The sequence below is a fragment of the Morganella psychrotolerans genome (assembly GCF_965118875.1).
Taxonomy (GTDB): domain Bacteria; phylum Pseudomonadota; class Gammaproteobacteria; order Enterobacterales; family Enterobacteriaceae; genus Morganella; species Morganella psychrotolerans_C.
Map to the genome: position 1 here is coordinate 601,616 of NZ_CBCPJD010000001.1, position 14,601 is coordinate 616,216.

Annotated in this window: 14 protein-coding genes; 4 read left to right on the plus strand and 10 right to left on the minus strand. The window is 48.9% G+C overall.

Going from position 1 to position 14,601, the window contains the following annotated elements; translation table 11 throughout:
- Positions 1 to 5: 5 nt before the first annotated feature.
- Together dbpA and ACMHKJ_RS02875 are read left to right on the plus strand one after the other, a co-directional pair.
- The gene (gene dbpA / locus ACMHKJ_RS02870; protein WP_413491964.1) at positions 6 to 1,379 is read left to right on the plus strand and encodes an ATP-dependent RNA helicase DbpA; all 1,374 of its coding nucleotides are present in this window, start codon (positions 6 to 8) and stop codon (positions 1,377 to 1,379) included.
- A 214-nt stretch (positions 1,380 to 1,593) separates the two neighbouring features.
- A complete protein-coding gene (locus tag ACMHKJ_RS02875; RefSeq protein WP_413491965.1) occupies positions 1,594 to 2,391 on the plus strand; it encodes a bestrophin-like domain in 798 nt (265 codons plus the stop codon).
- A 174-nt stretch (positions 2,392 to 2,565) separates the two neighbouring features.
- On the opposite strand, the gene ACMHKJ_RS02880 is transcribed toward ACMHKJ_RS02875, so the two are convergent.
- Complete coding sequence (locus ACMHKJ_RS02880; RefSeq protein WP_413491966.1) at positions 2,566 to 3,282, minus strand: TonB family protein; 717 nt, start codon at positions 3,280 to 3,282, stop codon at positions 2,566 to 2,568.
- Between the two features lie 119 nt (positions 3,283 to 3,401).
- Entirely contained in the window at positions 3,402 to 3,581 is a 180-nt protein-coding gene (locus tag ACMHKJ_RS02885) for a YciY family protein (RefSeq protein ID WP_067406413.1), read from the minus strand.
- 311 nt (positions 3,582 to 3,892) lie between these two features.
- Between ACMHKJ_RS02885 and cls the strand changes: the two genes are divergently transcribed.
- Positions 3,893 to 5,353: a cardiolipin synthase gene (cls, locus tag ACMHKJ_RS02890; RefSeq protein WP_413491967.1), complete on the plus strand. Its 1,461-nt coding sequence runs from the start codon at positions 3,893 to 3,895 to the stop codon at positions 5,351 to 5,353.
- A 65-nt stretch (positions 5,354 to 5,418) separates the two neighbouring features.
- A complete protein-coding gene (locus tag ACMHKJ_RS02895; protein ID WP_413491968.1) occupies positions 5,419 to 5,751 on the plus strand; it encodes an HI1450 family dsDNA-mimic protein in 333 nt (110 codons plus the stop codon).
- A gap of 53 nt (positions 5,752 to 5,804) precedes the next feature.
- Here ACMHKJ_RS02895 and ACMHKJ_RS02900 read toward each other — a convergent pair whose 3' ends face one another.
- From ACMHKJ_RS02900 to ACMHKJ_RS02935, 8 genes are all read right to left on the minus strand, one after another.
- Positions 5,805 to 6,362, minus strand: a complete 558-nt coding sequence (locus tag ACMHKJ_RS02900; RefSeq protein WP_413491969.1) for a helix-turn-helix transcriptional regulator — start codon at positions 6,360 to 6,362, stop codon at positions 5,805 to 5,807.
- A 48-nt stretch (positions 6,363 to 6,410) separates the two neighbouring features.
- Positions 6,411 to 6,638 (minus strand): hypothetical protein, encoded by a 228-nt coding sequence (locus tag ACMHKJ_RS02905; RefSeq protein ID WP_413491970.1) that lies wholly within the window; start codon positions 6,636 to 6,638, stop codon positions 6,411 to 6,413.
- A gap of 269 nt (positions 6,639 to 6,907) precedes the next feature.
- Entirely contained in the window at positions 6,908 to 7,906 is a 999-nt protein-coding gene (gene oppF / locus ACMHKJ_RS02910) for a murein tripeptide/oligopeptide ABC transporter ATP binding protein OppF (protein ID WP_067362044.1), read from the minus strand.
- On the minus strand, positions 7,903 to 8,880 hold the full coding sequence (oppD, locus tag ACMHKJ_RS02915) for an ABC transporter ATP-binding protein (RefSeq protein WP_413491971.1): 978 nt from the start codon (positions 8,878 to 8,880) through the stop codon (positions 7,903 to 7,905). Before oppD ends, oppF begins: the two co-directional genes overlap by 4 nt.
- A gap of 11 nt (positions 8,881 to 8,891) precedes the next feature.
- Positions 8,892 to 9,800 carry an oligopeptide ABC transporter permease OppC gene (oppC, locus tag ACMHKJ_RS02920; RefSeq protein WP_067406432.1) on the minus strand — a complete coding sequence of 303 codons (909 nt, stop codon included), beginning with the start codon at positions 9,798 to 9,800 and terminating at the stop codon, positions 8,892 to 8,894.
- Positions 9,801 to 9,814: 14 nt separating this feature from the next.
- Entirely contained in the window at positions 9,815 to 10,735 is a 921-nt protein-coding gene (oppB, locus tag ACMHKJ_RS02925; protein WP_067362035.1) for an oligopeptide ABC transporter permease OppB, read from the minus strand.
- 201 nt (positions 10,736 to 10,936) lie between these two features.
- Complete coding sequence (oppA, locus tag ACMHKJ_RS02930) at positions 10,937 to 12,577, minus strand: oligopeptide ABC transporter substrate-binding protein OppA (RefSeq protein WP_413491973.1); 1,641 nt, start codon at positions 12,575 to 12,577, stop codon at positions 10,937 to 10,939.
- Between the two features lie 122 nt (positions 12,578 to 12,699).
- On the minus strand, positions 12,700 to 14,331 hold the full coding sequence (locus ACMHKJ_RS02935) for an ABC transporter substrate-binding protein (protein ID WP_413491975.1): 1,632 nt from the start codon (positions 14,329 to 14,331) through the stop codon (positions 12,700 to 12,702).
- Positions 14,332 to 14,601 lie beyond the last annotated feature (270 nt).

Below are 14,601 nucleotides of genomic sequence, written 5' to 3' on the forward strand. Positions count from 1 at the left end.
TCATTGTGACCTCATTTGCTGAACTTAACGCGCTTCCCGCAGAACAACTCGCTAACCTGACCGAACTGGGCTATCTGACCATGACCCCTGTTCAGGAAGCAGCACTGCCGGCAATTCTCGCCGGAAAAGATATCCGCGCCCAGGCAAAAACCGGCAGCGGCAAAACCGCAGCTTTTGGTCTGGGTCTGTTACAGCAGATTGATGCCAGACAATTCACCACACAATCGCTGGTGCTGTGCCCTACGCGTGAACTGGCAGACCAGGTCGCCGGTGAACTGCGCCGTCTGGCACGTTATCTGCCGAACATCAAAATTCTGACCTTATGCGGCGGCGTGCCGTTCAGTATTCAGCGCGATTCACTGATCCACGCCGCACATATCATTGTGGCAACCCCTGGTCGTCTGCTTGATCACCTGAGTAAAGAAACTGTGCATCTGGACGGGTTACAGACCCTGGTGCTGGATGAAGCTGATCGCATGCTGGATATGGGCTTTGCTGATGATATCAGTACCATCGTCGACAGCACCCCGGCAAATCGTCAGACACTGTTATTTTCCGCCACCTGGCCGGATGAGATTGCAACGTTCAGCCGCCGTTTTCAACGCGACCCACTGGCAATTGAAATTAACAGCGCCGATGAACTGCCTGCCGTTGAACAACAGTTCTATGAAGTGTCCCGCCGCGGTAAAGTTGATTTATTACAGAAATTGCTGAGCCGTGAACAACCGGCGTCCTGCGTGGTGTTCTGTAACACAAAGATAGATTGCCAGGATGTCTTTGAAGCACTGAGCGACAGCAATCAGAGCGTACTGGTGCTGCATGGTGATATGGAACAGCGTGATCGCGACCAGACCCTGATTCGCTTTGCGAACGGCAGCAGCCGCGTGCTGGTTGCAACTGATGTTGCTTCCCGTGGGCTGGATATCAAGTCTCTGGAAATGGTTATTAACTATGAACTGGCGTGGGATCCTGAAATTCATATCCACCGCATCGGGCGTACTGCCCGCGCAGGCGAAAGCGGACTGGCCGTCAGCCTTTGCGCACCGGAAGAAGCGCCGCGCGCCAATGCGCTGGAAGAAATGCTCCGGATGAAACTGAACTGGCAGCCGGTACCGGCAGGACTGACCATCACCCCGCTGGAGCCGGCAATGGCAACTCTGTGTATTGACGGCGGTAAAAAAGCCAAACTGCGTCCCGGTGATATTCTGGGCGCTATGACCGGCGATATGGGGCTTAATGGCGCTGACATCGGTAAAATCGTTATCCATCCGATGCACACCTATGTTGCAATCCGTCAGTCTGTCGCAAACCATGCACGCAAGCAGTTACAGCAAGGCAAGATTAAAGGTAAAGCAGTCAGAGTCAGACTGCTGAAATAAACCCTGAGGACAGTAAATTATATCAGCGGATGATAAATCAGTATTAACTATCAAATCAGCCTGTTTACCAGCTGCTTGATTCCATCAGCGTCCCTGCTTTTTGCAGGGACGTTTTTGTACCCAATGTCATTCAGGATACAGGCAGGGGCATTCCGCCAACGAACCTGCTTTTTGCATGAATCATGAATAAGGGTTAAGTTGAAGGGTCTCTGTTATGTCAGCACTATTTAACGCATTAGTCTCCAACTCTGTATTATTATTCGTCGTTATTTTTATTCTTTCTGTCTTTTCTGCTTATGGCGGAAAATACCTGTTCAAAAAACGTCACGGTAAAACAGATTTGGCGGATGATGAAACCAAAATTGTGCTCGGGGCGGTATTATCCCTGCTGGGGTTATTAATCGGCTTTTTACTGACAATTTCTATCGGCGGCTATAATAACCGCGAGCAGATGGAAGAAAACGAAGCCATTACTATCGGCAATGCCTATCAGCGCGCACAACTGCTCTCTCCTGAAAATAATTTACAGGCGCAGGTTTTACTGAAAGATTATCTTGATGCCCGCATTTCCTTTTTTAATGCAGGATCACAGGCAAAAACTGAACGCTGGCGGGATCTGTCCCTTGATGCTCAGAACGCACTCTGGGGATTAGCCGCCACACAGGCCCGTACCGCACCCAATCCGGTGATCGCCTCTGTATTAACGGCATTCAGTGATCTGTATGTGTCTGAAGAAAAAACCATGGCAAGCTGGCGTTATCAAATTCCGGGAGCCGCCTGGGTTTTACTCATTCTCTTTGCCACGAGTGCTAATGTGCTGATCGGGTATAATATCCGCGGGCTGCCCGGCAATAATATTATGATTTTAATTTTGCCGCTGCTGACCACTATGGCGTTGTTTATGATTGCAGAAATTGATATTCCGGGCGAAGGTGTTATCCATGTAACACCGGACGACCTGATTAATCTGCGTGCTGATATCTTTCCTGCGACACTTTCACCGGGTCAATAACCGGACATAAAAAACCCGGCTCACGGCCGGGTCCTCTTCTTATATACCCAACGTCATTCAGGATGCAGGAAGGCGGCAAGCTCCGACCGCCGGGTAGCATACACAAGTATGTGACCCGACTAACTGAGTGCAGCCAAAGAACCTGCAGTTTGAATGAATAAGGGTATACACTGTTTATTGAACGGATGTTTTACCGTCGAGGCGGAAAATAATCGTCGTGGTCAGACCTTTCTTCGCTTTTTTCTCATAGCGCCATTTGCGCATTGCCTGGCGGACTTCCCGGTCAAACATATTTTTCGGGGTTGCGTCGATAATATCGATATTCTGAATACGCCCGTTTTCATCCACATCAAATCTGGCGCGGACTGTTCCCTCTTTACCCAGACTGCGGGCGCGTGCGGGATAGACAGGATCAGCGCGGCTCAGTGCTTTCGGGTCACCGCCACCGCTGTCGCTCAACCCGGCTGACGGCTGGTTACTCACAGGTCCCGGCGCTGTTTTTTTCACATCCTGCTGTCCGTCCGGTGTTCCGCTGAACAACGGCTTATCAGAGACCGGTGCTTTCGTTTCCGTCGGTTTTACCGCCGGTTTTTCAATTTTCTTTTCTTTCTTAGGTTTTGGTTTTTTCTCAACCGGCTTTTTTTCCACCGGTTTTTCGATAACCGGTTTCACCACAGGTTCCGGCTCCGGTTCAGGTTCAACCTCTGGTTCAGGCTCCGGCTGTGGTACTGCGGCGGCGGGTGCCGGTGCAAATACAGCCATTTCAACGCTCATCAGCTTCGGTTCTTCCGCACTTTCCTTGTTCATATTGTAATAGATTGCCGCTGCCACAGACGCGTGCAGAGAAAGAGAAATCAGAATCGGCCAACTCACCCAACGAAAAATAGACATATCGATACAATCTTATAAGAAACTAATAATGACAATGGCTACTAGTTTAAATGCAAATAGCAATCAATTTCAATAAGAAAAACATAACCATTGTCACTTGTCGTGCGAAATGTCACTCTTTAATGACTAAAACGCGTATGTGCAAACAGCAGTGAACGACGTTGTCCTGCAATATCCAGTTTTCGCAGTGAAAAAATCCGCAGATTCCGGCGGGACTGACTTTCTAACCAGCGACGACGACGACGGGTTACCTGTCTTAACATCCGCCAACGTGAAACTTCCGGCCTGCTGTGCCTCATGGCTAAACCCTTTTAAACAGTGTGTATACCCTTATTCATTCAAACTGCAGGTTTGTTGGCTGCATCCTGAATGACGTTGGGTATATAATTAAGCTTCATAATAAGGAGCATTATTATAAGCTCCCTGACACAATAACCAACCGCTTTCCCGCAATAACCTCAGACAATTGAACCAAAACCTGGTCAAACAGACTGAAATCACAAATAAAGCAGCATTACAGAAAGCTTTCTGATACATTTTCCTGTGCGCTATCAATCTGATTTCATCTCTGATGTATCTGTAAACCTCATTTTCAGGAAAGAACATACCTATGTCGACATTTTATACATTGTTGTATTGGCTGAGTATTCTTTTCTACTGGCTGCTGATCGCCGGTATCACTGTGCGTGTTATGTACAAACGCCGCCCGGTGACCTCCACCATGACCTGGCTACTGATTATTTATATCCTGCCGTTCATCGGAATTATTGCCTACATCGCCTTTGGTGAGCTGCATCTGGGACGCCGGAGAGTCGATCAGGCAAAAGGGATGTGGCCATCTGTTGCCGGCTGGCTGGAAGGGCTGCGTCAGTCAAAACATATTTTCTCCACAGAGAACAGCAGACAGGCTGCTCCGTTATTCCAGCTGATAGAGAGCCGCCAGGGTGTTCCCGGTGTAAAAGGTAATCAAATTCAGTTATTTACTACCTGTGAAGATTCGCTGAAGCAGATAGTAAAAGATATCGATAATGCAAAATACAATATCGATATGGTGTTTTATATCTGGAAACCCGGCGGTGATGTTGATCACGTCACCAATGCCCTGCTTGCCGCCGCCAAACGCGGTGTAAAGTGCCGTATTATGGTAGATTCCGCCGGTAGCTGGCACTTCTTCCGCCGTGATTATCCAAAGATGATGCGGGATGCGGGTATCGAGTTTGTCGAGGCACTGCCGGTCAATATTCTGCGCTTTGCGCTGCGCCGTATGGATTTGCGTCAGCATCGCAAAATCGTGGTTATCGATAACTACATCTCATACACCGGCAGCATGAATATGGTTGATCCTCGCTACTTTAAGCAAGATTCAGGCGTGGGAGAATGGGTCGATATCCTTGTCCGGATGGAAGGTCCGGTTACGGCACTGTTCGGGATTATCTACGCCTTTGACTGGGAAATGGAGCGCGGTGAGCGCCGTCTTCCGCCACCGCCTGATGATATCGAAATGCCGTTTGAAAAAGACAGCGGACATACCGTAAATATAGTGGCATCCGGTCCGGGCTTTCCGGAAGAGCTTATTCAGCAGTCACTGATGACAGCAATTTTTGCTTCACAGGAGCGCCTGACATTCACCACACCGTATTTTGTCCCGAGCGATGACCTGATGCATGCTATCTGTACCGCCGCCATGCGCGGCGTGCGGGTGGCGATTGTGATGCCGCGCCTCAATGACTCTTTTCTTGTCCGCTGGGCAAGCCGTGCATTTTATACCGAACTGCTGGAAGCCGGTGTAGAGATTTACCTGTTTGAAGACGGCTTATTGCATACGAAAAGTGTGTTAGTGGATGACCAGCTCAGTATGGTAGGATCGGTTAATCTGGATATGCGCAGTTTATGGCTGAATTTTGAAATTACGGCTGTCATTGATGATGAGAGTTTTGCCGGTGATCTGAATATCGTGCAAAACGATTATATCAGCCGTTCTGCGCGGCTCGATTACGCTGAGTGGGAAAAACGCCCGCTGACAAACCGTATTCTTGAGCGGCTGTGTTACTTCTTCAGCCCGTTATTGTAATACTGATTATTTTATTATCCCTGCGACTGTCCTGTTGCAGGGAATAAACGGAAAGCTGTCTGACCATGAGCACCCCTCGTCCCCGCCGCCTCAGCGAGCAAGAAGCCATTGAAATGGCATACGATCTGTTTTTGGAACAGGCAATGGATAATCTGGATCCCGCCGATGTCCTGTTGTTTAATCTGCAATTTGAAGATTGCGGAGGTGCGGAACTGGTACCCACCGGTAATGACTGGTCTGAAATCACCTCTTTTCCGGCACAAAATCCGGACTGCGCAGAAGTGGTTATCGGGCTGGCACCGGACGATGATGCCGATATCGACCAGATTTTCGCCCGCGTTCTCCTCTCGCGCCGGTTTACCGGCACCCCGGAATTTGCTATCCGCTGGCGGAAATAACCTGTCTTTTTTGTTTCCCGGTCGCGTGCGGGGTTCTTACCCCGCATTCCCCCTCAGCAACGACATTTTTCACGGCGTGCCAGCAATGACCGGGTAATCGCTTCAATCTCTGCGGGGTTTTCAGCAGCACCGGCACGCAGCGCCACATTCCACTTGACGATGGTTTTTGCGTTCTCCGCAAGCTCAGGTTGTGCCGTCAACCGCCCCTGCTGTACCAGCCAGACGGCGACTGCCGCCCAGTCCCACAACGGGGACTGTCCGCGAAGGCGCTGAACAGGGCACGGAAAGTTACCCTGTCCGCGGGCACCGTCTTTCAGTAGCGCAATCGCCTGACGCGACATGCCTGTCAGTTCGGCAATATCACTCAGCCCGACCAGGGCAGAATCCACAGATTCAACCCTGGCATTCAGCCCCGCAGATTCAACATCCTCAACAGCGCTGCGGATAGCGGTATCCGGGGATGGCGCTTCGCGGTCAAATTCCAGATACACCGATTTCCCGTAAAAACAGAGTAGTGCATCATCACAACCACTTTTAAACAATGCATCTTCCAGATTTTTTGTATCTGCGGTAACGCCGGAAAGCGTTAAAGTAAAATTATACAGTGCCATACTTTTTCCCTTGTATGGAGGCAGTATTTACCGCCCTGATTAATTCAGTCATAACGAACAACTGTCTACCTTCCTTATGATTTGCTTTGCATGATTTTCCGGGTTTCGCGGTGTTGACCAGACACTCATCTGGTGTAACCGGTGTTTCTCAGCCGGAGAGCCGCACCGTAACCGGCAAAACGCATGTGCCGAATTTCCCGCAGGGATCCAAACCCAGCCCTGAAGCAATGCATATTCAATAGCTGACTGAATATGTTTATCCGGATGCCTCTTCATGTCCGCTGATACCTGTACCGTAGCTAATTCGTTGACAGATGTCAACGACCTGTGTCTCCCGATTACCCGGGAAATCCCCGTACCGGCGCATGTTATAAATGAATAAGGGTACATACCGGCCTGTTGTTAATAGCGGAAATCAGTACCTGCCTCAATGGCCGTTTTTTGTGCATCAGAAAGATTGCTGCGGGCGAAGAAAAAGGGATGTTACACAATGAAAAAAAGCGCTCAAAATGAGCGCTTCGTCGCAGATAAGACAGAACTTAAATTTACAGCGGATCGACTTTCAGGCATGAAACGGCATGCCTGAAACTGCCTTCCAGTAACGGACGCGTGCGCGCACATTCACTGTCTGCCAGCGGGCAGCGCGTGCGGAAAACACAGCCTGTCGGCGGGTTAATCGGTGACGGCAGTTCGCCTTCCAGTAACTGAATAACTTTATTCTGTTCTCTGTCCGGATCAGGCACCGGCACCGCAGACATCAGTGCTTTGGTGTAAGGATGCAGCGGATTGTGATAAACCTCATCATATGTGCCAAGCTCTACTGCGTGTCCCAGATACATCACCAGAACGCGGTCAGAAATGTGTTTTACCACCGCAAGGTCGTGCGCAATAAAAATAAGCGACAACCCCATTTCCCGCTGTAATTCTTTAAGCAGATTAACCACCTGCGCCTGAATTGAGACATCCAGGGCAGATACCGGTTCATCACAGATAACCAGTTTCGGCTCCAGAATTAAGGCACGGGCAATCCCGATGCGCTGACACTGACCACCGGAAAATTCATGCGGATAACGATTGACGAGGTTAGGCAGCAGCCCGACTTTCATCATCATCGCTCTCACTTTTTCCGTAACCTCTGATTTTTTCATGCGCGGATGATAGGTGCGCAGCGGCTCAGCAATAATATCGCCGATAGTCATACGCGGATTCAGTGACGCCAGGGGGTCCTGGAAAATCATCTGAATATCATTGCGGATATTATGCCAGTCCTTTTCACTCATGCCGTTCAAATCTTTGCCAAGCCAGGTTACGCGCCCTTCTGTCGCTTTAACCAGCCCGATAATTGCCCGCGCAAAGGTTGATTTTCCGCAACCGGATTCGCCGACAACGCCGAGGGTTTCTCCCTCATACAGACGGACAGTAACACCATCAACGGCTTTCAGGCTTTTTGCCGGTTGCCAGAACCACTGTTTGTTATCTCTGACAGAAAAATGGACTTTTAAATCTTCAATTTCCAGCAGAACAGGACGTTCAGGATTCGTCATGATGCCAGCTCCTCAACTGTTTTAAAGCAGGCACGCAAACGGCCCTGAGCAAATGCATTTAATGGCGGCTCCTGCTGAGCACACTGTTCCATCGCATACTGGCAGCGCGGGCGGAACGGACAGCCTGCCGGCAGACGCAGCAGATTCGGCGGATTTCCGGGAATAGTGGCAAGTGCACTATCTTCAGGGCCATCAAGACGCGGAACCGCTTTAAGCAACCCGATAGAATACGGATGCACAGGCTGATAAAATACATCACGCGCGGTGCCGTACTCCATAGTGCGCCCGGCATACATCACCAGCACCTTGTCACAAATTCCCGCGACAACACCCAAATCATGCGTGATCATAATAATCGCTGTGTTGAATTCATGTTTCAGTTCATTGAGCAGCGTCATAATCTGCGCCTGAACAGTCACATCCAGCGCCGTGGTCGGTTCATCGGCAATAAGCAGTTTCGGCTTACATAACAGTGCCATCGCGATCATCACGCGCTGGCGCATTCCGCCGGAAAACTCATGGGGATACATATTCATGCGATGACGGGCTTCCGGCATTTTTACCGCGTCCAGCATCCGTACCGATTCTTCAAAGGCATCATGTTTGCTCAGCCCTTTATGCAACATCAGCACTTCAGTTAGCTGATGGCTTACTTTCATATACGGGTTAAGGGATGTCATCGGGTCCTGGAAGATCATGGAAATCTCTTCCGCGCGCATTTTATTTAAGGCTTTCTCTTTCAGATTGAGAATTTCACGACCATTAAACATGGCAGAGCCGCTGACCACGCCGTTACGGGCTAATAACCCCATCAGTGCAAACGCAGTTTGTGATTTTCCGGAGCCGGACTCACCGACAATGCCGAGTGTTTCACCCGCCGATAATGAAAAGTTGAGTTTATTGACAGCAGTAACATCACCGTCCGGCGTTTTAAACGCCACATTCAGGTCTTTTACCTGTAATAACTGAGTCATTGGCGGCCTCCTCAGCGATCTTTCGGGTCAAGGGCATCACGCAACCCATCGCCGATAAAGTTAAAACAAAACAGAGTCACCACCAGGAATGCTGCCGGGAACATCAGTAACCAGGGCGATACTTCCATGGAGTTTGCGCCATCATTAAGCAATGCACCCCAGCTGCTTAATGGCTCCTGTGTTCCCAGTCCCAGGAAACTGAGGAAGGATTCAAACAGGATCATGCTCGGCACCAGCAGTGAGGCATACACCACCACCACACCCAGCACATTCGGCACAATATGGCGCAGAATAATATTGCGGGTCGGCACACCACAGACTTTCGCGGCTTCAATAAACTCTTTGCTCTTCAGGCTGAGGGTCTGTCCGCGCACAATACGCGCCATATCCAGCCAGGACACCATCCCGATAGCCACAAAGATCAGGAAGATATTCTGCCCGAAGAAGGTAACGAGTAAGATAACAAAAAACATAAACGGGAAGGAGTTGAGGATCTCCAGTACGCGCATCATTACGGAGTCAGTTTTACCGCCGACATACCCGGACATTGCGCCGTAGAGTGTTCCCACCAGCACAGCCACCAGCGCTGCCGCCAGACCGACCATCAGCGAAATACGCCCGCCGATTGCCACACGCACCAGCAGGTCACGCCCGGAGGAATCCGTACCGAAATAGTGTCCGGTTTCGCTGTCCGGTGACGCAGACATCATTTCCCAGTCCGTATCATCGTAAGCAAAATCCGATAACATCGGCGCAAAAATAACAAACAGTGTAATTAAAAACAGGAGACACAGGCTGGTGATCGCCGCTTTATTGTGTATAAAACGACGACGGGCATCCGCCCATAAACTGCGCCCTTCAACATTTTGCTGCTCCGCAAAATTCGCCAGAGCTTCGCATTTTTTTTCATTCGGTAACATAGCGTGCTCCGGAATTAATAGCGGATTTTCGGATCGATAACGGCATACAGCACATCAACGATACAGTTAAAGGCGATAGTCAGCGCCCCGACGAGGATAGTCAGGCTCAGTACCAGTGAGTAGTCGCGGTTAAGCGCGCCATTCACAAATAACTGCCCGACGCCCGGTAAACCGAAAATCGTCTCAATGACCATCGAGCCGGTAATAATCCCCACAAACGCCGGTCCCATAAAAGAAACAACCGGTAACAGCGCCGGACGCAGCGCATGCCGCCAGACGATTTTACGCATCGGCAGCCCTTTTGCCCGCGCGGTGCGGATAAAGTTGGAGTGCATCACTTCAATCATTGAACTGCGCATAATACGGGAGATACTGGCAATATAAGCCAGTGAAAGTGCGACCATAGGCAGGATAATGTTACTCAGTTGCCCCCCGTTCCAGCCGCCGCCCGGCAGCCAGTGCAGGTGGATAGCAAAAACAAGAACCAACAGTGGCGCCACCACAAAGCTCGGAATAACAACCCCGGTCATGGCTACACCCATAACCGTATAATCCCACCGGGTATTCTGATTCAGCGCGGCAATAACCCCTGCGCTCACCCCCGCGATCAATGCGAGCACAAACGCCGCTATGCCAAGTTTGGCGGAGACGGGAAATGCTGTCGCCACTAAATCATTCACAGAGTAGTCTTTATATTTGAATGAGGGTCCGAAATCCCCTTTCGACAACTGGACTAAATAGTCGAAATACTGAACATGGATGGGATCATTCAGGTGATATTTTGCTTCAATATTGGCCATCACTTCCGGTGGTAATTTGCGCTCACCGGTAAAAGGACTGCCCGGTGCCAGACGCATCATAAAGAAAGAGATGGTAATCAACACAAATAGTGTCGGGATCGCCTCGAGTATACGGCGAAGAATAAACTTAAACATTGCCCGTTCCTATACAGTACCCGCTCCCGGGGTACATACATACCCTTATTCATTCAAACTGCAGGTGCGTTGGCTTCGCTCAGTTAGCCAGGTCACATACTGATGTATGCTCCCCGTCTATCTTCCCTTGCCGCCTGCCTGCATCCTGAATGACGTTGGGTATACACAGGCAGCCTCCGGGGAGGCTGCCAACCGTCTTTATTATTTTTTCATCAGATAAAGATCTTTTGTATGAAGGTGATCTAACGGATCTTTTCCGCTGTATCCCCCCACGTACGGTTTCACTAAACGGGTACTGACATAGTAATAGACAGGCACAATGGCGGAATCGTTATCCAGCACGGTTTCAGCCTGCTGGTAGATTTTTGCCCGCTCTTCATCAGTTTTCACCTGAAGAGACTGTTTCATCAGCTTATCAAAATCTGTATTTTTATAATGCGGGGTATTACTGCTGCTGTAGGAGAGCATCATATTCAGGAAGGATGAAGGCTCGTTGTAATCGGCACACCAGCCGGCGCGGGCAATATCATAAGTACCCTGATGGCGGGTATCGAGGAATGTTTTCCATTCCTGGTTTTCCAGCTGCACATCAACACCGATGTTTTTCTTCCAGATAGATGCGGCGGCAATCGCCATTTTTTTGTGCAGATCAGACGTGTTATACAGCAGATTGAATTTCAGCGGCTTATCTTTGGTGTAGCCCGCTTCTTCCAGCAGTTTCCGTGCTTTTTCATTACGCTGTGCCTGAGTCATTCCGGAGAACCATTCCGGCTCTTTCGCAGACATACCATCGGTAAACGGCGGTGTGAAACCATAAGCCGGGGTATCGCCCTGCGCTTTCACTTTATTAACCATAATATCGCGATCTAAACCGAGTTTCAGAGCCTCACGGACTTTCGGATTATTAAATGGCGCTTTTTCATTATTGATTTCATAGTAATAGGTACACATATACGGTGAAATACGTAATTCGTCCGGGATCTCTTTTTTCAGTTTCTGGAACAATTCAATCGGCAGGTTATTATACGTCATGTCGATTTCACCGCTGCGGTAGCGGTTTACATCAGTGACTTCTGACGAAATTGGCAGGAAGCGGATATTATTAATAGCGGTTTTTTGGTTATCCCAATAGTTCGGGTTACGCTCCAGCTCGATTTTTTCGTTTACCACCCAGTTTTTCAGTTTGTACGCGCCGTTACTGACATAATTTCCCGGCTGCGTCCATTTATCACCGAATTTTTCCACAGAAGCCGGATGCACCGGTGACATAGAGTTATGCGCCAGCAGTTTCGGAATATACGGCACTTCTTCTGTCAGGGTAATTTCTAATGTTTTATCATCCAGCGCTTTAATACCTAGCTCTTCCGGTTTCTTTTTCCCGGCAATAACATCATCGATATTCGCAATATGGGCATACTGTAAATAACTCGCATACGGCGACGCGGTATTCGGATCAGCTAAACGACGCCAGCTGTAAACAAAGTCCTGTGCGGTGACGGGATCACCATTTGACCATTTTGCGCCTTCACGGATTTTAAACGTCCAGACTTTAAAATCTTTATTTTCCCAGGATGTCGCAGATCCCGGTAAAACAGTACCGTCAGGGCCTTCAAGTGTGATCCCTTCCATCAGGTCACGGATAATATTCGCTTCCGGAACCCCTTCCACTTTATGCGGATCAAGCGACTGTGGCTCAGATCCGTTATTACGGACCAGATCCTGCTTCTCAGCCAGCTGAACCCCTGCCGGAACCTCCGCCGCAAACGCCTGAGCACCCAACCCCATTCCCAGCGCACTAATCACACTTAGCGTTAATAAACTCTTCTTTGTCAGCTTTACCATCTTACATAACTCCCCATTGACGAATGTGTTTTGCGTTTGTTGCGTGTTTTTCAGGCACTTATTTTTTGTTACTCATGCCTTTATTGTTTTCGCACTACTTATTAGCGTGCAAATTTTTATTATTAATACGTTTCTACCATATATAAGCGCTTAATATCCATATAATCAAGCGGGTCACTACCGGTAAATCCGCCAACTGCTGGTTTTATCAACCGCACACTCACGCGATAATAGACAGGGATCAATGCAGAGTCCTGATCTAACTGCATTTCTGCCTGCTGATAAGCGGATTGGCGCGTTTTTTCATCGGTAGCCAGTAATGCGCGCTGCATTGCACTGTCAAAAGTGGCATTACGATAGAAACTGGTGTTATTACTGCTGTCTGACAGGAAAATATTCAAAAATGATGAGGGTTCATTATAATCCGCGCACCAGGTTGCCCGTGCGACCTGATAGTTACCCTCGTGACGGTTTTGATTCGATGTTTTCCATTCCTGGTTTTTCAGTATCACATTCACCCCGAGGTTTTTATTCCACATGGATGCGGCAGCAATCGCCTGCTGTTTGTTCTGATCAGACGTGTTATAGAGCAATTCAAAGGTCAGAGGGCTTTTCTCATTGAAACCGGCCTCTTCCAGTAATTTTAGTCCCTTTTCATTACGCTGAGCCTGCGTCAGGGATGCCCAGTCCGGAGTGATAAAGTTCCCGCCGTTAATATAGTGCGGTGTAAAGCCGTATGCCGGGATCTGTCCCTGTCCCATAATTTTATTGGCAATGATATCGCGATCAATACCCAGTTTAATGGCTTCCCGGACACGGGGATCGGTAAATGAGGTGGCTGAATTATTGATTTCATAATAAAACGTGCATAAATAAGGGGAAATATGCACCTCTGCCGGGATCTCTTTTTTCAGCTTGCTGAATAAGACCGGCGGAACCGCACTGTTAGTGATATCTATCTCTCCGGCGCGATACCGGTTTATATCACTGGTTTCTGATTGCAACGGCAAAAAGGTCGCCTGCTCAATCACGGTTTCTTGATCATTGCGGTATTTCGGATTGCGCTTCAGTACCAGGCGCTCATTCACACTCCATGATGACAGGGTATATGCGCCGTTGCCGGTAAATTTCCCGACTGTCGTCCATTTATCACCAAACTGCTCAATCGCGCCCTTAGGCACCGGTTTCAGTGCCGTATGGCTGAGCATATCCACAAAATACGGCACCGGCTGTGTAAGTTGTACCTGCAAAGTGTGGTCATCCAATGCTTTCACACCGAGTGTATCCGGTGATTTTGTGCCTTTGAGGATCTCATCCACATTTTCGACGTAAGCATAATGCAAATAGCTGCCGTAAGGCGATGCGGTTTTCGGATCCACCAGCCGCCGCCAGCTGTAGACAAAATCATTGGCGGTGACCGGTGATCCATCACTCCATTTTGCATCCGGATATAATATAAATGTCCAGGTCCGGTTATCCGGAGATGACCAGCTCTGCGCCACACCCGGCACAATTTTTCCGTCCGCATCTGTGGAAACCAGACCTTCCAGCAGGTTAAGAATAATATTGGACTCCGGCACACCTTCCACTTTATGCGGGTCCAGTGATACCGGTTCACTGCCGTTATTAATAACAATTTCTTGTTTTGCTGCCAATTTTGTTCCGGTAGGCACCTGTGCCGCTGATGCCGGACATGCGAAAACACTCAGCAACAACGCGGGTGTAAGGGAAACAGCAATAATGTTTTTTTTCATTTTTCCGTCCCGGTCTGAATAACACCAATTACACGAACAACGTGATTGAAGTACCGCAAATGCGTTATTACTGAGTATAGTCAAAAATAAGTTCTGTTTATTTTACCGGTCCATTTCTTACCTCTGCCCGTAATTTTTAAGCCCGGTGACTGTTTTTGTTTGTAAACGTTCTTATCAGCCCCAAAAGCACCGGTAAAATAAACAGATAATTATTTCCCCCCGCACTACAGGACACTCGCTTTTGCCCAAACAGAAAAATAAACATTTAAT